The organism is Spirulina sp. CS-785/01 (assembly GCF_028330525.1).
Lineage (GTDB): Bacteria > Cyanobacteriota > Cyanobacteriia > Cyanobacteriales > Spirulinaceae > JAQMSD01.
In genome coordinates this window covers 1-25,387 of the sequence record NZ_JAQMSD010000118.1, presented here as the reverse complement: position 1 = coordinate 25,387, position 25,387 = coordinate 1, and the positions used below count along the sequence as shown (strand labels likewise).

The following is a 25,387-nucleotide window of genomic DNA, read 5'->3' as shown; positions in this document are numbered from 1 at the left end:
CTGAGAAGATGTTGTCGTTTCTGTAAAAACTTTAATACTATGAAACGGCTATTCACTCTTTTTATAGATTACAAACTGTTTACCTTGCCTCATCTTAAAAACTACGATGTGTTTTCATATCTCGTTTGAAAATGCTATATATATCCGAAAAATGTGTTAACTTAACAGATCGTACCGATCCGAAATTGATAACTCATTAAAGAGTAAGACAAACCGAGTTACTCCTTTGACCTTGGTACTCCGTCCTCATTAATCTGTTCTTGGAAACTCCGCCTAGTCCTCCTAACCTCAGTCCTAGACCAAGAACACTAATCCCATTTTCTGGCTCCCCTCTCTCTCTGCTAAGACTCATTTTCGGGACTCCCTTGGAAGGCAGTTTGAATGGCGAGTAGCAATAAGCCTAAGCCAGCGATCGCAAATAAAGCCGTTACCAGTGTCACCCCACCCATCACCAACGTCCGCACTGCCACAGCGATGTTGGTTGCAGTGATGTTGGTATCAGGTAGCGGTTTAGCTGCAAAAGTATTGATAATATTGCGATCCAGCAGATAAAACAACGTCGCTAATCCACCGGAAATTAAACCGCCAATGATACATTGCAGTGGAGTGACATCTTTTTCGTTTGGATCAGGAGATGGGGTCATAAATAGATAATGGGTGATCGGCGATAAGAAGACTAGGTGAGTGATTATTCTCAAGTATTGCTCCTCAATTGTCAATTGCATGGGCAATTGAGAAGCAAAATGCGGGAATTGGGAATGAATAATTAGGTTTGGGTCTTCGGTAATTGCTTATTCTCAATTATCGAGTCTTCTTTCTCCGATGTCAATGTCAATGGAAAAGAGGGGTACTCAAATAGCGTTCCCCCCCACTCGCTTGGATAATCACAAGGCGTTTGTGGGCATTCTCTAGGCGTTTCGCCACCTCTATCCCCGCATAAACCGTTGCCCCACTACTAATGCCACTCATCACCCCTTCCTCCTTCGCCAATCTCCGCCCCATCTGATAGGCTTGATCTTCAGTAACTAGGAAAATTTCGTCAATTAAATCCACTCGTAAAACATCGGGAATAAACCCCGCCCCAATCCCCTGTAAATCGTGAACATGAGGCGGTTTTCCGCTTAATACAGCACTTTTCTCCGGTTCAACCGCAATAATCTTCAAATCGGGGTTTCGTCGCTTTAAAAAGCGTCCAGCCCCCGTTAACGTCCCCCCAGTCCCCACTCCTGTTACCAGAATATCCACCTTTTCCTCCATGGCCGTCCAAATTTCCGGCCCCGTAGTCGTGTAGTGAATTTTCGGGTTCGCCGGATTGCTAAATTGTTGAGGAGAGAACGAATGAGATATACTAGCGAGGAGTTCATTGGCTCGCGCGATCGCGCCCCCCATATCCAACTCCGCCGGAGTCGTCATCACCTTCGCCCCATACGCCTTTAATAATTGCCGTCTCTCCTGACTCATATTATCCGGCATCGTCAAGATCAAAGCATACCCCTTCGCCGCACAAACCATCGCCAACCCAATCCCCGTATTCCCCGATGTCGCCTCAATAATCGTCGATTGCTGCGGCTGAATCAACCCCGACGCTTCCGCCTCCTCAATCATACTAATGGCAATCCGGTCTTTCACCGACTTAGCTGGATTAAAACTCTCTAATTTTAAATACACTTCCGCCTCACACTTATCCGCCAAAGCCAACCGCTTTAACTGCACAATGGGCGTATTGCCAATAACTTCGGTAATATTATTATAAATTTTCATTTTTGGTTGTTTGTTATTTATTTATTATTTGTTGTTGGTTGTTTCTTCTTGGTGATCACGGAATGGGGAAGAAACCGGGTTTCTATGCCAACTGTAGTTATTAGCCACACAGTCAAATCAGCAACCCGATTTCTCAACTGACCAATTATCCATTATCAACTGTCTCAAAACATTAACCCAAAAAACACGCCAATAAAACCAACAATTAACCCAAAATGGGGCAAATTACTCCACAATGGTCGCTGCGTAATTCTCAGCAAAGGATAAACACTAAACGGAATCGCCGTCAACAACACCACCCCCTGTAAAAACTGCGCCACATCCAAACTCCAAGTCAACGTCGGCAACCCTGCCCCAGAAAAGCCCAAACTGCGAGCCAGCACAGGTAAAACCTGCCCCGCTTCCATCATCATCGCCGGAGTATAATACGCCAAATTCGCCACCAAAACTAACGGCAAATACGCATAAATCACCCGTAAATAATTCGGCATTTCTGGATCAAACCAGCGCGTCACTTGATGCACCAAATACGTCACCCCAAAAGGAATCAATAACAACCCATTCACCAAAGGAAACGCCACCCAAAAATTATCCGAACTCAGCGCAATATTTTCCCACCCTAACGGTTGTAAAACCTTGTGGGAATAGTGCATAAACACCCCCCCAAACAACAATAATAATAACGCTGCCTCCGCCCAAAATGCGGTATGATTTTCTAACAAATCCGTTGCTGGAAAGCGTAAATTTAATTGTACCGACCGATGGGGACAGGCTTTTAAACAGGTCATACAGAGAACACAATCTCGATTATCCTTGAGTTGGGCAGGATGAGAGTATAAAGGACATCCTCCCGTCGCTTGGCCTTCTGTGGGGAGAGAGTTAGAGAAACTGACGGGAGTGGCATCACTACCCTTATAACAGCCAAAGGTACTACATTGCGTCCCACAAATCTGCTGAGTTGACCGCAATTCCACCATAGACAACTTTGCAAACATCCCATTCATTCCCCCAATGGGGCATAAATAGCGACACCAAAGCCGCCGTTCGTAGATTAAACTACAAATAATCGCCCCGGCGGTAATAATGACCAGTAACCAAGCGGATAATGCAGGGTTGTGGGGTAAGTCCCAGAGTTTTTCCCAGAGATAAATGGCCCAAAACCCAGCAAAGAGTAACCAGGCCCCCCATTGGTTGAACCAGCGTGTGGGCCAAGGCCGCAGTTTCCTAGGGAATAACCACAGGGAGAGTTTTCGCAACCATTCCCCGGTGATCATAAAGGGACAAATGCTACACCAAATCCGGCCTGCAAGGGGAAAGAGGAGGAGGTAAAAGGGCCACCACCAGGCCCAAAAAAAATGTAAGGTGATGCTAGAGTCTCGACTCTCAGGCCCCAACCACCCCCAGAGGGTGACGGGGAGAAATAAGGCCATGACGAGTATCCAGATGCGTTCGGGCCACCAAGGACTCAGTAGGAAGGTTCGCAACCCAGGGATATGGTTGAGGAGATCGATGCGAAAGGCGTTTTTTTGGGATTCTACGGACCAGAGGACTTGTTCGGGGATGGTGGTTTGGCCGGGCGGTGTCATGATGACGGCCCGTTGCAGAATACTGGCTAATTCGGCAATATTTTCGGGGTAGTTATAGCTGAGGAGACGACGGAGATCAGCTTGGTTGAGGGTAAGGAGGGGACGGTTTCTATCTTGACAATATTGTTGCAGAAAATGTTGTGCTAAGTGGGGGATATCTTGTTTCCGTTGGGGGAGACTAAAGAGTTTGATGGTTTGGGGGGAGAGGGTTTTGGGGGGGTTGAGGGGGTGAGGACTGGCTAAGATGAGACGAACCCAACTCTGATAACGTTGGGTGGACTGGTTGGGGGTGAGATGGCCGGTTTGGAGGTATTGATAAAGGCGATCGCGGTCTGAGGGGGATAAAAGTTGTACATTATCAATGAGGACTGTTCCCCGTTCGAGGAGTTGGAGGAGGCCGGGGGTTTGAGGGGTGCCAAAGATGCGTTGGCGAAGCCTCTCGGAACGAGAATCGCTGTTTAACTGTCCTCGTTCTGTTTTCGGCAGTTGGGCGCAGTCGAGTTCCGCGAAGGGATAATTATTTAAGTTAGAGAGGGCGTGAATACGTCCGGCAATGAAGGTTTTACCGCTTCCGGGAGGCCCTTGAAGGAAAAGGGGTTGGCTGGGGGGTTGGGCGGCGTTTTGCACCTTTTCTCGCAGTTTGCGGCTGGCTTTACTCTCGCCGATAATGGTTTCATTGTGGGGGATGGGTTGGAGGTAGGGTTGCAGGGTTTGTTGACGTTGTTGTTCTTTAGCGAGACGTTGTTCAACGGTTTGCAGGTGTTCGGCGAGAATTTGGGTGAAAATTTGTTGAATTTGGGGATAGGTTTGGAGACACTGTTGCAGGTTGTCTTGGGAGAGAAACCAGAGTTCGCTTTGAGTGAGGGTGATGGCGTTACTTTGGTAGTGGGAGGTGTCTCGTTGGATTAAGGGGGCATATCCAAATAAGTCCCCGGCATTATAGTAGGCGATATGGGTTCGACCGAGGGAGGAGAGGCGATAATTTTCTACGGTTCCCCATTTGAGGATGTAGAGGCCGCTGGGGGGTTGGCCTTCGTGGTAGATGGGGGTGTCGGGGTTGACTTTCAGGGGGGTTAGGGAAGCTGCGATCGCATCTAAGATTTCATCCCCCAATTGTCCCCAAAGACGGTGAAAACTCAACCAGTCACACCGAGAGGTTATCTCGGTTGCATCGCTAACGGAGGAGGTGGAGGGGGTTAGAGGGGTGGAGGTAGTAACAGAACCCATAGTACATGGAGAAGGAGTATCTTTTCCTATCTTAATCCTGTTCCTTGACCCACTCCCCCCGATGGTTCATTTTTGTTTACAGGACTCATGGTGAAAGCCTCTCGTTTTTAAACAGGCAATGAAAGCAAGTTGCAGAATTGATTCTGTGTTGAAGTGTTGCTTTATAGTTAGATATCTGAGAGAACTAACTAGCTGAAATATATTTCTCTGGGCCTACCAAAGAGACATAGGGAGAGACGGAAAAATAACGTTGGGCGACATCTTGCACTTGATCTGGGGTAATTTGCGCGATCGCATCCGGAAAAGTCTGATCAAACTCAATCCCCACCCCAATTGTCTCATACCAGCCAAACATCTGAGCAATTTCCGCGTTGGTTTGCTTCCCTAACGCATATTGACCAATTAACTTATTTTTTGCCGCTTGTAACTCCTCTGGGAGGAGAGGAGTCTCCCGCAACCCTTCCACTTCCTCTTGTAACCCCCCAATGGCCGTTTGCGTATTTTCCGGTGCAGTCCCCATATATACAACAAACTGAGACGGTTCAATGCGCGTCGGATAAAACCCCGACACATCATAGGCCAACCCCCGTTTCTCCCGTAACTCCACAAATAAGCGACTGGATAACCCATTGGCAAGGTATGTATTCACCAACTTTAACACCCGATAATCCTCTTGTTTCTGCACGGCTGGCGCGTGATAGCCTAACATAACGATGGACTGCTGACTTTGTTGAGGCAGCGCGTTGCGACTGGGTTGTGCTGTAATGGACGGGAGTTTTGGGGTAATGATCTCCGTTTGAGGGGGTTGCCAATCGCCAAATAATTCATTGACAGCAGCAATGGCTTGATCCGGTGTAATCCGGCCTGAGATACTGACAATTAAATTATCTGGTCGAAAATAATGCTGGTGATATGCCTCCAACACCCCCGGAGTCAGTTGGGATACGGTGTTCTCTGTCCCTAAAATCGACGATTGATAGGGATGTTGGGGATACATAGCCTCCCGTAGTTGAAAAAAGGCTAAATTAAAGGGGCGTTCCTGTTGTGCCTTGATATTCTGTAAAGTGAGTTGTTGTTCTAAGGCCACTTCAGACTCCGGGAAAGTCGGCGATCGCAGAATTTCCCCCGCCAAAGCAAACATCTCCGGGAAATCCGGTGTCACCGTCTTCAACCCCAACAAAAAATAATCCGCCGCCGCACTCACCCCCAACTCGGCCCCAATGGACTCCACCTTCTCCGCAATTTCCGCCGAAGACAAATTTGCCGTCCCCTTCGTCATCGTGGCCGCCATCAGGTGGAAGACTCCCGCCTGATCAAGGGTTTCCCAACGTCCCCCGGCCCGAAAAAACAACCGGGCCGCAATAATATCCGCCGCCTGGTTTTCCACTGCAATCACAGTAATACCGTTATCGAGGACTGTTCGATGAAGATGAGGGGTAGGCATTGTTTTGTTTGTTTTTTTCTTGGTTATTGGTTATTGGCGATTAATTCTGGGGGAACTATCCTGTCTTTTACCTTCTCTAGGCAAACTCAGAGAAGCCGTTTCTCTAACAAGACAGTGCATAAACGCAGCACATCTTCACGCTTGAAAAAGTCTGCCTCTGGTCTATTTCTTAACTGATTAATTACGTCTGAAGAAACCCAGTTTAAAAGTGTTTGATCTTAATTGCTAATTGCTAATTACTAATTGCTAATTGTTCATTGACAAACCGAATTACAACGTTTTCATCACCGTCACCACATAACGGTCTGGGGTTAAATAGCGTTTCGCAATGCGTTGCAAATCTTCTGCTTGTAAATTGGCAATGCGTTGGGGATAGGTGACAGACAATTCAGCCTGAGAAATTGTATTGTAATATCCATAAAGGCTGGCCAACTGACTTGGGGTTTCCGTAGAAAACATATAATCATTCATCAAGAGACGTTTAATTCGTGCTAATTCCGCCTCTCCAATGGGTTGAGTTTGCAGTTGATCCAGTCGTTCTTGGATAATGCCTTCAACTTCCTGCAAATGGGGAGTCTCCAACCAAGCACTAATAGTAAACAAACTCGATCCCCGTTGCAAGGAGAATTCCCCACAAATATCCCACACCCGTTGTTTTTCCTCCCGTAATTCTTTCACCAAACGCGAGGTGCGACCATAGGCCAGTAAAACACTGAGCATATCGAGTCCCACCGCATCATCCAGTTTATCAACCCCTGGCCCGGTCCAAGCCATCATCAGTCTTGCTTGTTCTAAGTGGGGTAAACGGAGTTCCGTGCGGGCAATTTTATGATGAATGGGGGCTAAAATCGAGGTGCGGGGGGGACATTCCGATCGCACTTCAAACTCTGCAAAGGCCCGATTTAATAACGATAAGGCTTCCTCCTGTTCAATTCCCCCAATTAGCGTCACGGTCATATTTTCCGGTTGATAATGGGTGCGGTGGAAGCAGCGCATTTGATTGGGCGATCGCATTTTAACTTGTTCCTCCGTCCCCAGAATTGACCGTCCGTAGGTTGACTCCCCATATACCGTCTCGCACAACGTCTGAAACCCCAACCAGTCGGGATCATCCTGACAAGAGCGAATTTCCTCAATCACCACATCTCGTTCACAGAGAAACTCATCATCGGGAATCGTCGCATGAAGTAAAATATCGGCAAAATAGGGCAAAATCGTCTCTAAATTTTGCGCTGCGGTAGTTAAGAAAAAATGGGCATAATCATGACTGGTTGCTGCGTTCGTCATTCCCCCAGTATTTTCGACTACCCAATCAAACTCACCGGGGCCAATCTGTTTACTCCCCTTAAAAATCATGTGTTCCAAGAAATGAGCCATCCCGTACCAATTATCCGGCTCAACACTCGCTCCGGCACGCACCCAAACATCCACTACTGTCACCGGAGTAGCAGGGAGATGTTGATGAATGACGGTTAAACCGTTATTTAAGCGAAAGACATTGGCGGGAAAAGGCGTGTTAACACGGGGTTGCGTGATTTGTTGCAAGGTTGTCCAGACCAAAATAGCTTTACCCTATCGTACTATTGTCGCCTCTAGAAAAATGATGGTTTTTATACAGAAATTTTGACAATTCCACCCACATTAAGGGGTATTTTACCTAGCTTGCCATCAGTTCCCCTTACGACTGGTTAGTTCCTTATTGTAGCGTTTTTTGTTGGTTCTTGGAGCGTTTTTTGTTGGTTATTGGTTGATTGTTTGGGAACAGGGAACAATAATCAATTATCCATTATTCATCTATTCATCACCCAAATTCAAAATCCCCCTAGTCAAACCAGAGGGATCAAATCTTGAGATGCACCGCAACGCCGTCTTACCTCAGTTTTTGACCTGGAAAACTCCAGGTGGGTGCCGACGCTCTACGCTTTAAGTTTCCGATAATGCTATGCTGAAACAGATTAACTGAATCAGTCATAGTCGGTCTACTGCCACGCACGCTGTTAGCTCCCTAATAATTCAAGCATAGATCAACAAACTATATTGGCAGTCACCAACGTTGCAGTGCGATCTTGTTCTTCTATAATAATCATGTTTGGGGGGGAATGTGCAAGAGGGTTCACAATTTTTTTAGAATGCGGAGCGAAGTTGGGACTTTAAAATTAAAGAGAATTCAGCCAAATAGGGACAAATTATGACGAAAACCGGAAAAATTGAATATCGTGGAGTCGGTTTAGGGGCCTGGGCCTTAGTCACCGATACCGGAGAAACCTACGAACTGCAAAATGCTCCTGAATCTCTACAACAAGAAGGGATAAATGTCAAGGTTGACGGAAAAATTCGAGAGGATATTATGACCGTAGCCATGATCGGGCCAGTTTTCGAGGTGGACTCGTTCGAGGTAATTTAACCCATTTGTATGAGCCATTTGAGCGATGAATACCCGTAAACTCAGGGAACTAGCGCAACTCTTTTTAAAACTCGGTATTATCGGCTTTGGCGGCCCGGCTGCCCATATTGCCATGATGGAGGAAGAAGTAGTACAGAAGCGGCGTTGGTTGTCGCGGGAGCATTTTCTTGATCTCTTAGGGGCTACAAATTTAATTCCTGGGCCCAACTCTACAGAAATGGCCATTCATGTGGGTTACACCTATGGGGGTGTACCGGGGTTAGTAGTAGCCGGGGTGTGCTTTTTATTCCCGGCGATTACAATTACAGGAATTCTCGCTTGGGTATATCAAGCATTTGGCACATTACCCGCCGTGGCCCCCCTCCTATACGGGATTAAACCTGCGGTGTTAGTGGTGATTTTTGGGGCGTTGTGGCGGTTGGGGAAAAAGGCCATTAAAAGCCGCACCTTGTTGATTATTGCCTTGGGGGTTGTTCCCCTGTTGTTATTGGGATTGAATGAGGTGCTGGCGTTGCTGGTTGGCGGTGTGGTGGGGATGTTCTGGTTGCGGTGGCAAATTCCCCATCGCACCTCTAGTTTATGGGTTGCGGGGTTGAATGCCAGTGCATTGGCGAAACCGACGGTGGCCTTGGCCGCAACTACGGCAAAAGTAACCCCTCCCCTCTGGCAACTGGGGTTAGTGTTTCTGAAAGTGGGGGTGGTGTTGTTTGGGAGTGGCTATGTCTTGATTGCCTTTTTAGAAGGGGAGTTAGTGGGCCGGGGTTGGTTGACGCAACAGGAGTTATTAGATGCCATTGCCATTGGACAATTTACCCCCGGCCCGGTGTTGTCCACTTCAACGTTTATTGGGTATGTGGTATCGGGGTTTCCAGGAGCTATGGTGGCCACGGTGGGCATTTTTCTGCCGTCCTTTTTGTTTGTCTTAGCGGTGAATCCTCTGATCCCCAAAATGCGGCAGTCGGTGTGGGCAGGGGCGTTTTTAGATGCGGTGAATGTCAGTGCGGTGGCATTAATGGCGGTGGTAACGGGACAATTGGCGTTTACCCTGTTGTGGCAGCCGTTAGACGGGTTGGCTTGGGGGATTGTGGGGTTAAGCGCGATCGCGCTATTCTGGTTTAAATTAGGCCCCGTTTGGTTAGTCCTCGGCGGCGCAATTTTAGGCTATGTTGCTAGTTTATAATGGAGTTGATAGTTGATAGTTGATAGTTGATAGTTGAACCACAAAGACACAAAGGACACAAAGGGGAGATGGGGAAAACAAAAATATATTATTCCCGATTCCCGATTCCCGATTCCCTTGTTTACAAACAACCAACAATAAACAACAAACTACGACTCTGTTTCCTCAGTTAATAACTGTTGTGCTTCTTGGGCTGAAATTCCCTGTCCTTGATAGCCAAAATACCAGAGACTTGCGGCGGCCTCTGCCCCTGTTACGGCTTTTTTCGGTTGTAATAGGGTGGTATAACCAAAAGCGCGTAAAATGTTGGCCTGTTGCCCATTTTCAAAGTCTGCTAATAATTCTGGGAAGACATTGGGATCAATATTCTCGACATCTTGAAACCCCCAAGTTGTCTCAATGGCCGCCAATGACGCATCGGGGAGAGAGCGACGGACATCGAGGGGGACTTTCCATTCTAAAAGTTGTTCTCTCGTTAAGGGGGAGTCTGGTTGAAAGAGTAAGGCCGCAGTATCCCCCGTGAGACGAGAGGGAATAATTCCCGCTTCTGCGAGTCCCTGAATGATGGCAAAATCGGTATCATTGGGGGGAATGTCGGTGAATGCGGGGTTTTCTGCTTGGGGGGCCGGACGAATTTGTTTTGTGGGGCGATCGCGGTACATTTGATTATGGGCCGCAAATAACCATCGGGCAAAAGTCCGACGGGTTATGGTTTCATTGGGTTGGAAGTTTTCCGGGATAACTCCCAAGGCGGCTAAGTCTTGAATATATCCCCGCATTTGGGAGGAGACTGCGTTTAAGTTGGGGAGAGAGACGGGTAAGGGGGAGGGTTGAGGAGTGGCGGTTATTTCCCCATAGGTTAGGGTATAACGGGTGGTTGCGGTTTGAGCATCAGAAAAGCGCAGTTGCACTTGTTTCTCGTCTTTTTGAGCAATGAAGGGGGTTGTCTTGTCTCCTGGGGTAATAATCTCCCAATTTTGGTCTTTTAGGGCTTCTCGATAAAACTCTAACACTTCTTCGGAACTATCTTGGGTTTCCCAGTTACTTTCCCCGGTGATAACTGCTTGGGGGGAGTTAGGACGCAGTTTGCTGGCTTGGGGATAATGGGGAAAGTCTTCTGGGAATTGTTGGGGTAAATTATTGTTGGCGGCGGTTATTTCTGTTGATGTTTCTGGGTTACGTCTTACAGTGGGAGGGGAAGGACTAGGCCGAGGAGTTGTCCTGGTGCGACGGAGAGAAGGGGAGGGGGAATTGGTGGGAGAAGGTTGTAAACTAGGATCGGGGGCAAACCAACTTTGAACGGTGCGATCGCCACTACAAGCGGTCAATGCTCCACAGAGTCCTAAGATCAAGAATACAAAAACGCGAGTCATACAGAATTGATAATGGGTCATTGGTTAGGTTGAGAAACCGGGTTTCTTCTTCTAACTCTAGACAAAATTAGAACATTCCGGTAGAAACCCGGTTTCTAGGTGTGTACCAATGACTGAGAGGGGGAGAAACCGGGTTTCTTCTTCTAACTCTAGACAAAATTAGAATATTCCGGTAGAAACCCGGTTTCTAGGTGTATAACAACAACCAACAACCAACAAGAAATTAATAATAATTTCCGACTTTCCGATGGTGAACGGCTGTGAGAGAATCTGACTTAGAGACTCGGCCTTCATTCACTTGGGAATACACAATCCAATGATCGTCCACTTCCATCCGACTCACCACTTCACATTCTAAATAAGCCAGAGAATCGGTTAAAATGGGTGAACCATTCTTAGCCGTTTGGGTATTGACTCCCGCAAACCGGTCTTCACCGGGTTTAAACCGCTTGAGAAAATGCTTCATTAAATGCTGATAATGGCCTTCTTCTAGGATATTTAAAATAAACTGATCGCCCACTTGCATTAAAGATTCAATAGCGCGATCTTTGGCCACGGCAATGGAAATTCCCAAGGGTTCAAAACTTGCTTGGGATACCCAGGAAGCCAACATCGCCCCCGTGACATCCCCTTTCTGGACTGTGATAATATACAATCCACCACTAATGCGGCCAATGGCTTTATCTAGGTCACTATCTAGGGATTTCCGTTGTTTGATATTCTCTTTCTTGGTGAGTTTTTGCCCTAAGTCGGTCCCTGACTCCTCACACAGTTGGTAGATTGCTTCGGAGGGGTTATCTTTAATGCGGATACTGGGAAACCCTTCACCGAGTCCCACTTCCCGAAATTTGGTTAAAATGGGGTCGATGGGTTCGTCGTCTTCTCCGTAGGACTCAAATAAGCCAATATATTGTTTGGGTTTAGCAGAGGCTAAAATGGTGCTGAGGGTGGTGGCCGCTTCTTTTGCTTTTTCTCCAGAAGATGGAGGCATTCCAATGACTAATCCTGCGGCACTTTCGGTTAATTCTCGCACGTCTTGTTGGTCTGTTCCCAACATATCTAACATTTCTACCGTGACTCCGGTTTTCGTGATACCGTGGGCGATAGATTGGGAAATGCGATCGCTGTACCCATAATTGGAGACATAAAACACTGCAACGGTTTTTTCTCCCTTGGTTTGTGCTTTACTCCAGTCTCGATAACGGTTAATTAATTCTTGTACATTAAACTGTAACAGCGGCCCGTGACCATTGGCCACCAGTTTGACTTCTCCCAGTTTCCCCATGCGTTTTAAGGCCGACAAAACCGATCGCGCATTAGGCCCCATCAAACAGTCATAATAGAAGCGATAATCGGCCTCAATGTCTTGCAATTGGACATCATAGAGGTTATCGGAACAATAGTGCATTCCGAAAACATCGCAAGTAAACAGGGTATAAGTCCCCCAGTCATAAGTCAGAATGGTGTCGGGCCAGTGTAAATTAGGCGCATTGACAAATTCTAAAACGTGACCCTGGCCTAAATCAATTTGATCCCCATTCTTGACAATTTGCCGCTTAAAGTCTTGGTGAATGAACCCTTCGAGGAATTGAATGGCCACTTTTGACCCAACTACCGTTGTATCTGGGGCGAGTTGTAGAAAATCTTTCACTAATCCACTATGATCGGGTTCAGTGTGGCTGATAATTAGATAATCTACGCTGCGGGGGTCGATCAAACCCCGTAAGGTGTCAAAATATAATTGGCGGAATTTTTCGTGGGAGGTATCCACCAACGCCATTTTGTCCCCGTGGATGATAAAAGAATTGTAGGTTGTCCCATTTTGCAGACCGAATTCGATATCGAAGCGATCGCGGTCCCAATCTAAAGAGCGAATCGCTGTGGTATCTTGGGCAATATACCCCGTCTGCATGGTTAAACGATTTTCAGTTTGAGGAGCAACAGCAACCATATTGGCTCATAACCTCCTGAGCAATTTTGTTAACTTTTTTATATTTTTTTCATTGTGACACGCTTTTTTACAGACTGGGAATTAAGTCTGTTATACCCCCCTTAAAAGAACTTAAACTATGGCGCATATATTTCCATTGCTCTCAACCCTGATGAAAAAAGGGTTTTGACTTTTTAATCACAGGAGGTTGCTCCCGGATCTCACGCATAATTCTCAATTTGGCGATGTAATGGCGACTACAAAGTTTTAATCTAAACTTTGACCAAACGGAATTAACATGGTTGAATATCTTGGGATACCTACTTGTTTTCGACCACAGGGTTGAGGCAAATTCCATGAAGACTTTCTTTCGAGCATAGCTTCAAAAACAGTAAGGGAAAACCCAGACACGGTACAAGAAACATAATAGGTACAGCTATGAAAACTAAATACCCTGAAAATTCTCAGAAACAAGAATACGGCTCAGATCCGCTAGCAGTGCGGGATACGGCTCACTATCAGTCGGAATACATCAAAGGGTTTGTCGATAAATGGGATGAATTAATTAGTTGGGGCGATCGCGCAAAAAGCGAAGGCAGCTTCTTTATCGACATCCTCAAAGAACACGGAGCAAAAAGAATTTTAGATGTAGCCAGTGGAACGGGATTCCACTCGGTGCGTTTACGTCAGGCCGGGTTTGATGTCGTCAGTGCCGACGGTAGCCCAGAAATGCTGACCAAAGCCTTTGAAAATGCCCGTCGTCACGGCATTGTCTTACGCACCGTCCAAGCAGACTGGCGTTGGTTGAATCGAGATATTCACCAAAAATTTGATGCGATCATTTGCCTCGGCAACTCCTTTACACACTTATTTGAGGAGCGCGATCGCCGGAAAACCCTCGCCGAATTTTACGCCGCCTTACGCCATGACGGTATCTTAATCTTGGACCAACGGAACTACGATTCCATCCTTGATCAAGGCTTCTCCAGTAAGCACATTTACTACTACTGTGGCGAAAACGTCAAAGCTGAACCTGAACACGTCGATGAGGGGTTAGCGCGTTTCCGGTACGAATTCCCCGATCAATCCGTTTACCACCTGAATATGTTCCCCTTACGGCGGCAATATACCCGTCGTCTCATGCACGAAGTAGGCTTCCAACGGATTAAAACCTACGGGGACTTCCAAGAAACCTACCACGAACACGACCCCGACTTCTTCGTTCACGTAGCAGAGAAAAGCTACGATAGCACCCCCCAATACGCTATGGCCAACTATTCCACCACAGTTAACACTGCCCGCGACTACTACAACAACAAAAACGCCGATAACTTCTACGCCAACCTATGGGGTGGAGAAGACATCCACGTTGGACTGTACAAAAGCGATGAAGAACCCGTTTTTGATGCCAGTCGCCGCACCGTGGAAACCATCGCCGAGCAACTCAACATCAACGAAAACACCCGCATTTTAGACATCGGGGCCGGATACGGGGGAGCGGCCCGTTATCTCGCCAAAACCTACGGGTGTTACGTTGCTTGTCTCAACCTCAGCGAAGTCCAAAACCAACGCAACCGGGAATTAAACCGGGAGCAAGGACTCAGCGATAAAATTGATGTCATTGATGGCAGTTTTGAAGACATCCCCCTCGAAGACGAATCCTTCGATATTGTCTGGTCCCAAGACTCCATCCTCCACAGTGGCAACCGCATCCGCGTCTTCCTCGAAGTGAACCGCGTCCTCAAAGAAGGTGGAGACTTCATCTTTACTGATCCCATGCAGAGTGATGATTGTCCCGATGGTGTGTTACAACCCATCTATGACCGCATTCACCTCGACTCCTTGGGGTCCTTTGGTTTCTACCGGAAAACCGCCCAACTCCACGGTTTCTCTGAAGTGAAAATCATGGACTTCACCGAGCAGTTGGTGAACCACTACAGTCGCATTCTCAAGTCCATCGAAGACAACGAAGCAGCGGCCATTGAAGTGAGTGGCGAAGACTACATTAACCGCATGAAAACCGGGTTAAACCACTGGGTTGAAGGCGGCAAAAATGGTTATCTCGCTTGGGGGATTATGCACTTCCGCAAGCAATAGCATTTTGTGACGCTAAAACGAACGTGACAGGACTTCATGTTCATTCTTAGGGGTATCTTTTGGGATACCTCTTTTTTGGGTAATGGGTAATTGGTAATTGGTTCTTTATTACTGAGGGGAAGCAACCGGATTTCTATCCAAAATGTTAATCTTCCCTCTCACTCCCTAGAGAAACCCGGTTTCTAGACACTTAGGTTCATATACCGCTCTCAACTCAAACATGAACACCTATACTTGGATAGAAAAATCCCTCAAAACCATCCATAAAGCCAACTGGTATCGCGCTGTTAAGCCCTTGTCTGGTCGCGCAGGTGCAATAATAGAGTTGGATGGGCAACCCGTGATTAACTTTGCCAGTAACGACTATTTGGGACTCGCTGGCGATGAACGGTTAATCCAGGCCGCAGTAATCGCCACTCAACACTATGGTACAGGAAGCACTGGATCACGGCTACTCAGTGGCCATCGGGACTTGCATCGGCAATTAGAACTGGCGATCGCATCCTTAAAACAAACTCAAGATGCGATCGTCTTTAGTTCTGGATACTTAGCCAATATTGGCACAATTGCCGCTTTAGTCGGGCAACGAGACCTAATTCTCGGCGACCAATATAACCATTCTAGCCTCAAAAATGGCGCAATTCTAAGCGGTGCAACCGTGCTAAACTATCAACACTGTAACCTCGAAGACTTAGAACAACAATTAAAACAAAATCGGACTAATTATCGCCGTTGTTTAATGACCACCGATAGCGTCTTCAGCATGGACGGCGATCTCTGTCCTCTCCCCGAATTATACCACCTTGCCGAACAATTTAACGCCATGCTCCTCATAGACGAAGCCCACGCAACCGGGGTATTAGGCAAAACCGGGGCAGGAGTCGTAGAACATTTTAATCTCACCGGAAAACCCTTAATTCAAATCGGCACACTCAGCAAAGCATTAGGCAGTTTAGGCGGTTACGTCGCCGGAGAAAAACTATTAATTGATTACCTGCGAAACCGCGCCCCAACTTGGATTTACACCACCGGACTTTCCCCCGCAGATACCGCCGCAGCCTTGCAAGCCATTAAAATTATTAAAAATGAACCAGAACGCATACACAACCTTTGGCAAAATGTCAAGCAAATTAAAACAAAATTAACTCAAAAATACACAATTTTACCCTCCGAATCTCCCATTTTATGCCTAGAGCAAAATAACCCCACCAAAGCCCTAGAATTTGCCCAAAAATTGCAAACAGGAGGCATTTTTGTACCAGCCATTCGCCCTCCCACCGTCCCCACCAGTCGCCTCCGTTTCTCCATCATGGCCACCCACAGCCAAGCCCATTTAGACCAACTTTTCCAACACCTTGAGCTTGAAAAATAAGCCCTCATCTATGGTAAAATCTTCCGTAGTAAGCCCTTTAGGACTTCTATCTAATTATTCCATCCAATTAACCTGAAATTGGCCATTATCTTTAATATCAAATATTAAGCGTTTGTAGTTGCTTTTGAATCTCCTCCCATTGAGGATATTCACCATAACAGAGAATTTTACATTGCTGTTGATAGGTGGTTTGTAGTTTTCGATTTAAGTTAGTATTCGGAACAATGGCGGGACTCTCTGCGAAGGTTTGAGGTGGGGTAATATAACCTTTGGAGAACGATTCTTGACTGATGCGATCGCAGTCTTTGAACGGTTCAGTTAGCGAAAGATGACTAAAATGAGCCGTTGCTGCATTTACTAAGTCGGAAAAATCAGGATGTTCAAATAACTTCATTTTGCTTGCCAATCTTTTGCATATTTGAGACAACGTAACACCCCAAAATCAAAACGAGTCTGAGGATTTATGTTATTTTTTAATTGCTTTAATGAGCTATAATTACACCCTAATTCTTGACCAATTGCTCCTAAAATAGCTCGGACACGAGGGGGTTCTTCTAAAGCAATTTTAACCAACTTAGGGTAGCAAGATTGCTTCTGAAAATGCTCTAAAAGTAACTGTTTTGTTTGTTCTGGGGATAAGTCACTCAATTGACCTTTTTGCCGTAAAAAATCTAGAATTGCGGCTTCTTTTGGGGAGAGATTTTCCCAAGTTTTGGGACGATTTGTATAGAGTTTAACTCGTTCTCCTAAGAGTTTACGAGGAATACTGCGGGCAGTAGTCGCAAATTCTCCGGCAGGGGAATTTTGGGTCGTAAACCCTAGTAAACTAGATGCAGTAATTCCAGCAGGATGTAAAGTATAACCCTCTAAAAGCCGATGCAATCCAGATTGGGAAGGACGAGACTTTCCAAAACGAGTTTGTCTGGGGTGATAATAAATGCCTTTACTGATGCGCTGAATTGTCCCATCGGTGGCCAGACGGGATAAGGCTTTTGTCACCGCAGCAGGGGCGGATAAGTCGGCGAAATCTTTGGTTTGCCAGTATTGTTCGCCGTTATTGTGAATGCGTTGCCGAACTTGGGCAGCTACACTAGAACCTGTTGCTGGACTCATCACGAATAAAGCTAAATTGACTATACTGCTCGGGTTACAAGGCGTAAAACCCTCAACTGTATTTTAGCTTAACTGTCAAGTTTTGACCTATAAAAACCTGACATTTGAGAAAATCATTCAGAATTGAATTAAGGATGAAGGGATTCGTCTAATTGTGTTTCATCCATTTATGGAGGTTATTGAGAAACTGCGATATCACTCCCAACCCCCCCCTCTCAAGTTAAGATAGCAAGGATATTAGACTTGAGCGCAAAGGAAAAAACGCCTTGAATCGTTGGTGGCTACAATTTGAGAAATCTCCCCAATTCACACGCTGGTTTTCCCTGCTGTGGGTGGCTATACTTTGTGTTATTGCCTTTCTCTGGCAATTGGGGACAACCCCCTTACTCGACGAAACTGAACCGCTTTTCGCCGAAGCAGCCCGACAAATGACCGAAACGGGAAATTGGGTTACACCCTACTTTAACGAAGCCACACGCTTCGATAAACCGCCTCTGGTGTATTGGTTGATGGCCATTGGGTATCAAGTGATCGGGGTGAATGAATGGGCCGCCCGTTTGCCCTCTGCTTTAGCTGCGATCGCGCTAATTATTTTCAGCTTCTTCACCCTCCGAACCTTCGGCTTTGCCTCCCCCAAAGCCGCCCAAAACGAAGCCACCCCCACATCTCAGCGTCAACTGTGGTTCACCGCTTGGGTGGGATCAGCCCTCATGGCCCTAAACCTGCAAATGATGGCCTGGGGGCGAATTGGCGTATCGGATATGTTACTCACGGGCTGCATGGATGGATCATTACTCTGCTTCTTCTGGGGCTATGTCCAAGACGAAACCCACCCCCGGCCCCCCTCCTTCATCCCCAACCGTTGGTATATTGCCTTCTTTGTCCTCTTAGCCTTGGCCGTCCTCACCAAAGGACCCGTCGGCATCGTTATTCCTGGCCTCATTATTCTCAGTTTTCTCCTTTATCTGGGCAACCTCCCCAAAGTCTCAAAAGAAGCCGGATTAATCTTCGGATTTGGCTTATTTTTCCTCTTAACTATCCCTTGGTTTATCCTCGTCATCCTCGAAAACGGGCAAGCCTACATCGACTCCTTCTTCGGCTACCATAACCTAGAACGCTTTACCCGTGTGGTCAATCGTCACTCCGCCCCCTGGTACTTTTATTTCCTCGTGGTGTTCGTCGGGTTTATCCCTTGGTCCGCCTATTTACCCCTTGCGATCGCACGTCTCCGCGTCTGGCAACGTCACTACTGGCAACAACAACCCCGTAACGCCCAACTCGGCCTCTTTGCCTTCATCTGGTTTATCGCCATCTTCCTCTTCTTCTCCATCGCCGTCACCAAACTCCCCAGTTATACCCTCCCCCTCCTCCCCGCCGCCGCCATCCTAGTCGCCTTACTCTGGAGTGAAGAACTAAGTCAACCCCACCACGGCAACTCCAAAGGCTTCCTCGCCTCCATTCTCCTTAACCTCCTCTGCTGCATTGCCTTGGGAGTCACCACCTATTGGGGTGGACATTGGATCGGCTATGATCCCGCCGCCCCCAACATGGGAGAAACCATCCTAGAGAGTCCTTTCCCGAAAATTGGGGCCACCCTCTGGACCCTCACCACCCTCACCCTCCTCCTCCTGCTTCTCCGTCGTCGCTACTGGAAAGCCATTATCGGAGTCAACCTCCTTAGCTTTGCCCTCACCTTTGTCTTTGTCATTCAGCCCATATATTCCATCGCCATCCAACAACGCCAAGCCGCCCTCAAAAACCTCGCCCAAACCGCCGCCCAAGTCAAACAACCCCAAGACGAATTAATGATGATTGGCTTCATGAAACCCAGCATCGTCTTTTATGCCCAACACCCCGTCCTCTACTTCTCCCATACCCCCATCGCCCTCAAAGCCCTGCGAAAAAACGCCAATGACCTTTCCCCAGAAGACACCTTCCTAATCATCTCCCGACCTGAGAAAATTGAAGAAGCCAACCTACAACCCAAAGACTATCAACTCATCGACCAACAAGGAGAATATCAATTAGTCCGAGTCCAAGGCAGACGGTTTATCAGGGATAGGTGATAGGTGATAGTTGATAGTTGACGGTTGAACCACAAAGACACAAAGGACACAAAGGGGAGATGGGAGTCGGGAGTCGGGAGTCGGGAGATGGGGGAGATAGAGGAGATGGGGGAGATGGAGACAAACAACTAATAACCAATAACCAACAACCAACAACCAACAACCAATAACCAACAACCAATAACCAATTAAAAAAAAATGAGCAAATTCACCGATTTACAGGGGCATTGGGCAAAAGCATTTATCGAAGCCTTAGCAGAATCCAACATCGTCAGTGGCTTTCCAGATGGGTCATTTCGACCCAACCAATTCCTCAATCGGGCGCAATTTGCCTCACTCATTACCGGGGCCTTTAATAGCCCCCTGAAACGAGAAGCCATTCCCTTTCGAGACCTTTCCCCCGGGTTTTGGGCCTATAACGCCATTCAAAAAGCCTATCGCATGGGCTTCCTCTCCGGTTATCCCAATCAAGAATTTCGTCCCCACCTAGAAATTAGCAAAATTCAAGCCCTCGTCGCCCTCATCAACGGCCTCAACCTCCAACCCCCCGGCCATAGCGACATTCAACTGGCCGACTTCTACGACGACTGGCAAAACGTCCCCACCTGGGCCACCCCGGCCTTAAAAACCGCCACCCAACTGGGAATGGTGGTCAACTATCCCAACCTGCGACAACTGCAACCCAACCAAGCCGCCACCCGGGCCGAAGTCTCGGTGTTAGTGTATCAAGCCCTTGTCCAAACGGGGAAAATGACCCCCCTCCCCTCAGACTACCTCGTTCCCCCTCCGGCCCTTCCCACCGTCCCCGTTTCCCACCGTCGGGAGTTTCGCGGCGTTTGGTTAACCTCCGTCTGGAATGTCAACTTCCCCTCTGAACCCGGCCTCGACCGAGACGCGCAACAAGCCGAATTGCGCAAAATGCTAGACTTAGCCAAAGCCCTCAACCTCAACGCCGTCATCTGGCAAGTTCGCCCCCAAGGGGATGCCCTCTACGCCTCGGCCCGTGAACCTTGGAGTTATTGGTTAATGGGACGACAGGGAAAACCCCCCACTCCCTACTATGACCCCCTAGAATTTTTTATTGCAGAATGTCATAAACGCAACCTAGAAGCCCACGCTTGGATTAATCTTTATCGGGCTTCCACCAATAAAGGGAATGATGAGAATATTGCCCCCCACTTTGACGCATTGTATCCCGAAGCGGTTCATGATTACGGCAAGGAACGCTGGATGGACCCCGGTTTAGAACTAGCCCAGAACCACACCTATGAGATTGTGTTAGATATTGTCCAACGCTACGATATCGACGGGTTACATATTGATGACTATTTTTATCCTTACCCCGTCCAAGGGGAAGAATTCCCGGACCAAGACACCTATCAACAATACAAGGAGAATGGCGGAACGTTGAGTTTAGGGGACTGGCGACGGGAGAATATTAACACCATTATTCGCCGTTTAGGGGAGGGCATTCGTCGTGTTAAACCTCATGTGAAATATGGGGTAAGTCCTTTTGGTATCTATCGGCCTGGGCAACCGGAAGGCATTAATGGCCTTGATCAATATAATACCCTCTATGCAGACCCGAAAAAGTGGTTAGAGGAAGGTTGGGTGGACTATTTGGGGCCGCAACTCTATTGGAAAATTGAACAAACCCAGCAGAGTTATCCGGTGTTGTTGCAATGGTGGACGGAACACAACCCGAAGAATTTGCATTTATATGTGGGGAATAATTTAGTCCGTTTAACGAATAATTTTTGGGAGGCGGAACAGTACAAGCGACAGGTGGAAATTAGCCGCAGTTTTGCGGAACAGCAGTCTTTGGGCAATATTTTCTATCATATTAAGCCCTTGTTGGAGAACTGGTCAGATATTCAGCAAATCTTTCGTCAATTGTACCCCCAACCCGCCCTTGTCCCGGTGATGGAGTATAAACCCGGCCAACCTCCCGCCATTCCCCAGAATGTCACTGTGGTGGGGAATGAGTTAATGTGGGAGGCCAAAGACTCCTCTGAGGTACGTTGCTGGACGTTATACCGCCTTGTGGGGGAGGAATGGCAGTTAAAGACGATTTTCCCAGCTAATACGCGCAAAACCCCTATTGCGTCGGGGACCTATGCTTTGGCGGCAGTGAACCGCATGGCTTGGGAGAGTGAAGGGGTGAGAGTTGAGAGTTGAGAGTTGAGAGTTGATAATTGAGAGTTGAGAGTTGATAGTTGGGAGTTGGTCAACCACAAAGGCACAAAGGACACAAAGCAGTAAGTCGAATCGCAACCAACAACCAACAACCAACAACCAATTGTTAATTGTTAATTGTTATCTGTCCCGTTCCCGTTCTCGGATGGGAAATGGGGGGGCTGGGGCAGTGGCCGGGGTTTCTGTGAGTTGGCTTAATTCGTCATTAAAGTGTAACTCAGACCCTCCTCCGTCGGTGTGAAAGACCCACCGTTGATCCTCGCTTTCTACTACGACTTGCCAACCGAAAATGGCCTGCATGGTACAAGGTTGATTGGGGTCTGCTAGACCATAACATCCATCCCAGGTGCGGGGATAGGCTTCGGTGAGTTGTAGGGCATGGCGAGGGATGGAGAAACGACGGTTAATTTCTCGTAAGACGCGGTTTTGGATTCGCTTGGGTAAGACTTCTTTGCCATTTTCGAGACGGATGCGGTTTCCTTCGAGATCGGTGCGATAGTTGAATCGTTTTTGTTTGGCTTGGGCTTGGACAGACCACCCTTCGACTAGGGCTAAGGTACAGAGTTGGCCGGGCCAAGGTTCTCCGAGACAACCATTGGGCCAAGTTTGACGTTCTGCGTTGATGATTTCGACGCGAGAGGGGGGGAGATTAAACCGGGTGGCGATTTCTTGGGTGATTTGGTCGGCAATTTCTTGGGGGAGGTTGCTTTGGGGGGGATTGGGACGTTGGGCCAGTCGGACTTGGGTGGCCCCGTTCCACGATTCGATGGACCCAAAGGCCCCGTCATAAACGGCAGACCAAGCGTTCTCTCCGATATCTTGGGCAAAAAAGAGGTATTCTTGACCTGTTTCGTTGATATAGTCGGAGCAGGAGTGGCTATTAAACCCGGATACTTTGATTTCTTGGGGGCCTTGGCCTTGGAAGTATTGGTGAACTTGGACGGTGACGGTGTTCTCCTCAATGTGGGTGACGGTTCCCATAAAGACGTATTGGGTGTTGGCGATTCGTTCGCTGATGGGGGTGGGTTGACTCCCTGGAAAGGGACTACAGGCGAAGGCGGGGGGGCTGATGATGCCGGATGCGATCGCAAGTGAACCGACAAGTGAACCCGCAACCATCCAAGCAGATCCGGAAAGGGTGAATGCAGACATAAAGTTGAGTGTGTGAGGAATAAACTAGAGAGAATGACGCAAAACCCCACTAGAGGTTTCGCCTATGCTAAATCAAATAACAAGAGTTCTGCATCCTCTACTGCTTTTAGATGTAACGAACTTTCTTCACTAATCGCAACTCCGTCTCCGGTATCGAGGGATGTTCCGTTCACTTGTATCCCTCCTCTGGCGACTTGTAGCCAAGCATGACGTTGGGGATTAATGTGGTAGGTAGTGGAGTCCCCTGAGTGTAAAACCCCTGCATACAAGGCGATATCTTGATGAACGGTGACAGCACCATTTTTCCCATCTTTGGTGGCGACTAAATGGAGTGTTCCGGGGTCTTTTTGCACCGGAAAATTTTTCTGTTCATAACTGGGTTGTAGTCCTGATGTGTCGGGAAGAATCCAAATTTGCAAGAGGTGAACGGCCTCTTGGGGAGACTGATTAAATTCACTGTGTAAAATGCCTGTCCCTGCACTCATCCGTTGGACTTCTCCAGGTTGAATAATTGACCCATTACCAATATTATCTTTATGTTCTAATGCTCCGTCTAGGACATAGGTGATAATTTCCATGTCTCGATGGCCATGAGTCCCAAATCCTTGTCCCGGTTGCACCCAGTCTTCATTAATCACTCGTAAACTTCTAAATCCCATATAGTCGGGGTCATAATAATTGGCAAAGGAAAAGGTGTGATAGGTGTCTAACCAACCATGATTAGCATGACCTCGATCTGCGGATTTCCGAATTTTAATCATGATTTTGTTCTCCTGATCTTAGGGGTTGCTGAAAAGGTGTTTATTTGCTTATGAGGGAAGGGAATAGGAAACAGGAAACAGGAAATAGGGAATAGGGAATAGGGAACAGGGAATAGAGGGATCAGAATCGGTTAAATTTTGGTGCTTATTAACTATTCCCTATTACTATTATTTATTCCCCTATTATTTATTAACTATTTCCTATTACTATTACCCATTACCTATTATTTATCACCTATTCCCTATTACTATTATCTATTCTCTATTATCCATTACCTATTCCACCGCTTTGTAGCTTCTGCAACACGCTGGCCAAGGGATTCTGCGGTGAGGCGATCGCTCTGTTCAATCATCACTTCTTTTTGATTAGCATTAGGCGTAAGATTGCCCATCGCGCCTAAAAATCCGCCCAAACGATTGATGCCTGTATCAGGGTTGGGCATCTCTCCTAAGCCTACCCAAATCATACCATGTTGAGCCGCATTGGTGGCTAAATAAAGCAATGTTCCTTGTTTATCTCCACTGGGAGACCCGGAATGGGTAAATCCTGCGGCGATTTTATCTTTCCATTTACGAGCAAACCAAGCAGCACTGGCTGCATCAATAAAGGCTTTAAATTGTGAAGCAATTCCCCCCATATAAGTGGGAGACCCAAAAACAATAGCATCGGCGTTTTCTAGTTGATTTAAGGTATCTGAATCATTCCAGCGACCTTGATTGACTTGTTCTCCAGTAATGCGTAAAAGTTTGACATTAGTATCAGCAACCTTCCGCACTCCATCTGCAACGGCTTCCGCCATTAAATGGGTATGACCTGACCCAGAAAAATATACAATGGCAATTTGAACCATGAGAAACACCTCCAATTAATTATTTTTTTATTGATTTTTTATCTCTAAAATTACTTTATACTAGATACGGTCAAAAAGAAAGTAAGCACTAAAAAGTAAGGTAGTATCTAAAAAGATACTAAGGAGAGTCTATGGTGAAATCAATTCAACACAAACCGATCACTTGTGCAGTGGAAACCACCCTACGGGTGATTGGGGGACGGTGGAAAGTCTTGATTTTGCGGGAGTTGTTTCAAGGAGTCCGACGGTTTGGGGAGTTGCAACGGGCCTTAACAGGAGTTACCCAAAAAATGCTAACTCAACAACTGCGGGAACTGGAAGCAGATGGCATTGTCCATCGAGAGGTTTATCCGGTTGTCCCTCCCAAAGTAGAATATTCTCTGACCCCGTTAGGTGAAAGCCTCGACCCCATTTTACAGGCGATGCACGACTGGGGAGAAAACCACGCGCTGGATGTGAAACAGGACAACACCCCCTAGGATATTATGCAAAATACCCGCTTAACGACACTGACCAATTTAGCTGGCGATCGCATTTTACAATTAATCAATAACCCTTGGCGACGGGTGTCTATTCTTCTACTGGCATTTTTGGGAGGGTTCTTCGGGGGAAGTGCCATTACTAGCACAACGGGACAATTAGCCATTTTAGACGTTCCGGCTGCCGGGATAACGCTTTTAGTCACAGAAGTGATCAGTCGTTTTGTTTATTCCCAAAAGCGCATTGTTCGTGGTGGAGTTGCGGCGAGACGAACGTTTTTTTGGGATGTGCTAAACAGTTTAAAAATGGGGGTTATTTTTGGCTTATTCTTAGAAGCCTTTAAGTTAAATTCTTAAATTGGGTAATTGGTAATGGGAGATGGGGGAGATAGGGG

The 25,387-nt window shown here is 47.1% G+C and carries 20 protein-coding genes and 1 other RNA gene; 8 read left to right on the top strand and 13 right to left on the bottom strand.

All coding sequences use genetic code 11. The features are described 5' to 3' along the window. Positions 1–341 precede the first annotated feature (341 nt). The 6 genes from PN462_RS07080 to ssrS form a co-directional block, all read right to left on the bottom strand. The gene (locus PN462_RS07080; protein ID WP_272127347.1) at positions 342–644 is read right to left on the bottom strand and encodes a DUF3082 domain-containing protein; all 303 of its coding nucleotides are present in this window, start codon (positions 642–644) and stop codon (positions 342–344) included. Positions 645–831: 187 nt separating this feature from the next. Next, positions 832–1,761 carry a cysteine synthase A gene (cysK, locus tag PN462_RS07075; RefSeq protein ID WP_272127346.1) on the bottom strand — a complete coding sequence of 310 codons (930 nt, stop codon included), beginning with the start codon at positions 1,759–1,761 and terminating at the stop codon, positions 832–834. A gap of 164 nt (positions 1,762–1,925) precedes the next feature. Next, a complete protein-coding gene (locus PN462_RS07070) occupies positions 1,926–4,574 on the bottom strand; it encodes a cyclic nucleotide-binding domain-containing protein (protein ID WP_272127345.1) in 2,649 nt (882 codons plus the stop codon). 184 nt (positions 4,575–4,758) lie between these two features. Then, positions 4,759–6,018 (bottom strand): M16 family metallopeptidase, encoded by a 1,260-nt coding sequence (locus PN462_RS07065; RefSeq protein ID WP_272127343.1) that lies wholly within the window; start codon positions 6,016–6,018, stop codon positions 4,759–4,761. Positions 6,019–6,288: 270 nt separating this feature from the next. Further along, positions 6,289–7,563 carry a M16 family metallopeptidase gene (locus PN462_RS07060; RefSeq protein ID WP_272127342.1) on the bottom strand — a complete coding sequence of 425 codons (1,275 nt, stop codon included), beginning with the start codon at positions 7,561–7,563 and terminating at the stop codon, positions 6,289–6,291. 305 nt (positions 7,564–7,868) lie between these two features. Next, a non-coding RNA gene (gene ssrS, locus PN462_RS07055) (6S RNA) lies at positions 7,869–8,083 on the bottom strand. A gap of 123 nt (positions 8,084–8,206) precedes the next feature. Here ssrS and PN462_RS07050 point away from each other — a divergent pair. Then, positions 8,207–8,422 carry a hypothetical protein gene (locus PN462_RS07050; RefSeq protein ID WP_272127341.1) on the top strand — a complete coding sequence of 72 codons (216 nt, stop codon included), beginning with the start codon at positions 8,207–8,209 and terminating at the stop codon, positions 8,420–8,422. 25 nt (positions 8,423–8,447) lie between these two features. Beyond that, the gene (chrA, locus tag PN462_RS07045) at positions 8,448–9,602 is read left to right on the top strand and encodes a chromate efflux transporter (RefSeq protein WP_272127340.1); all 1,155 of its coding nucleotides are present in this window, start codon (positions 8,448–8,450) and stop codon (positions 9,600–9,602) included. 149 nt (positions 9,603–9,751) lie between these two features. Here the strand turns inward: chrA and PN462_RS07040 are convergent, their stop codons facing one another. Continuing rightward, positions 9,752–10,975 (bottom strand): S-layer homology domain-containing protein, encoded by a 1,224-nt coding sequence (locus PN462_RS07040; protein ID WP_272127338.1) that lies wholly within the window; start codon positions 10,973–10,975, stop codon positions 9,752–9,754. Between the two features lie 223 nt (positions 10,976–11,198). After that, on the bottom strand, positions 11,199–12,926 hold the full coding sequence (locus tag PN462_RS07035; protein WP_272127337.1) for a diflavin flavoprotein: 1,728 nt from the start codon (positions 12,924–12,926) through the stop codon (positions 11,199–11,201). A 417-nt stretch (positions 12,927–13,343) separates the two neighbouring features. On the opposite strand from PN462_RS07035, the gene PN462_RS07030 reads away from it, so the two are divergent. Both PN462_RS07030 and bioF read left to right on the top strand, forming a co-directional pair. Continuing rightward, the gene (locus tag PN462_RS07030; protein ID WP_272127336.1) at positions 13,344–15,002 is read left to right on the top strand and encodes a glycine/sarcosine N-methyltransferase; all 1,659 of its coding nucleotides are present in this window, start codon (positions 13,344–13,346) and stop codon (positions 15,000–15,002) included. Positions 15,003–15,222: 220 nt separating this feature from the next. Further along, positions 15,223–16,374, top strand: a complete 1,152-nt coding sequence (gene bioF, locus PN462_RS07025) for an 8-amino-7-oxononanoate synthase (RefSeq protein ID WP_272127334.1) — start codon at positions 15,223–15,225, stop codon at positions 16,372–16,374. A 97-nt stretch (positions 16,375–16,471) separates the two neighbouring features. On the opposite strand, the gene PN462_RS07020 is transcribed toward bioF, so the two are convergent. Both PN462_RS07020 and PN462_RS07015 read right to left on the bottom strand, forming a co-directional pair. Beyond that, complete coding sequence (locus PN462_RS07020; RefSeq protein WP_272127333.1) at positions 16,472–16,768, bottom strand: hypothetical protein; 297 nt, start codon at positions 16,766–16,768, stop codon at positions 16,472–16,474. Next, on the bottom strand, positions 16,765–17,487 hold the full coding sequence (locus tag PN462_RS07015) for a DUF6088 family protein (protein WP_272127332.1): 723 nt from the start codon (positions 17,485–17,487) through the stop codon (positions 16,765–16,767). The genes PN462_RS07020 and PN462_RS07015 overlap by 4 nt, the downstream gene beginning before the upstream one ends. Before the next feature lie 266 nt (positions 17,488–17,753). Between PN462_RS07015 and PN462_RS07010 the strand changes: the two genes are divergently transcribed. Further along, the gene (locus PN462_RS07010; RefSeq protein WP_272127331.1) at positions 17,754–19,553 is read left to right on the top strand and encodes an ArnT family glycosyltransferase; all 1,800 of its coding nucleotides are present in this window, start codon (positions 17,754–17,756) and stop codon (positions 19,551–19,553) included. A 198-nt stretch (positions 19,554–19,751) separates the two neighbouring features. Further along, positions 19,752–21,731 carry a glycoside hydrolase family 10 protein gene (locus PN462_RS07005; protein ID WP_272127330.1) on the top strand — a complete coding sequence of 660 codons (1,980 nt, stop codon included), beginning with the start codon at positions 19,752–19,754 and terminating at the stop codon, positions 21,729–21,731. A gap of 138 nt (positions 21,732–21,869) precedes the next feature. On the opposite strand, the gene PN462_RS07000 is transcribed toward PN462_RS07005, so the two are convergent. The 3 genes from PN462_RS07000 to PN462_RS06990 form a co-directional block, all read right to left on the bottom strand. Continuing rightward, positions 21,870–22,901 (bottom strand): hypothetical protein, encoded by a 1,032-nt coding sequence (locus tag PN462_RS07000; protein WP_272127328.1) that lies wholly within the window; start codon positions 22,899–22,901, stop codon positions 21,870–21,872. 62 nt (positions 22,902–22,963) lie between these two features. Continuing rightward, complete coding sequence (locus tag PN462_RS06995; RefSeq protein WP_272127327.1) at positions 22,964–23,662, bottom strand: pirin family protein; 699 nt, start codon at positions 23,660–23,662, stop codon at positions 22,964–22,966. Positions 23,663–23,934: 272 nt separating this feature from the next. Next, positions 23,935–24,513, bottom strand: coding sequence for a flavodoxin family protein (locus PN462_RS06990; protein ID WP_272127326.1), 579 nt, complete (start codon positions 24,511–24,513; stop codon positions 23,935–23,937). A 131-nt stretch (positions 24,514–24,644) separates the two neighbouring features. Between PN462_RS06990 and PN462_RS06985 the strand changes: the two genes are divergently transcribed. Then, positions 24,645–24,992: a winged helix-turn-helix transcriptional regulator gene (locus PN462_RS06985; protein WP_272127325.1), complete on the top strand. Its 348-nt coding sequence runs from the start codon at positions 24,645–24,647 to the stop codon at positions 24,990–24,992. A gap of 6 nt (positions 24,993–24,998) precedes the next feature. Next, the gene (locus PN462_RS06980) at positions 24,999–25,349 is read left to right on the top strand and encodes a DUF565 domain-containing protein (protein WP_272127324.1); all 351 of its coding nucleotides are present in this window, start codon (positions 24,999–25,001) and stop codon (positions 25,347–25,349) included. Positions 25,350–25,387 lie beyond the last annotated feature (38 nt).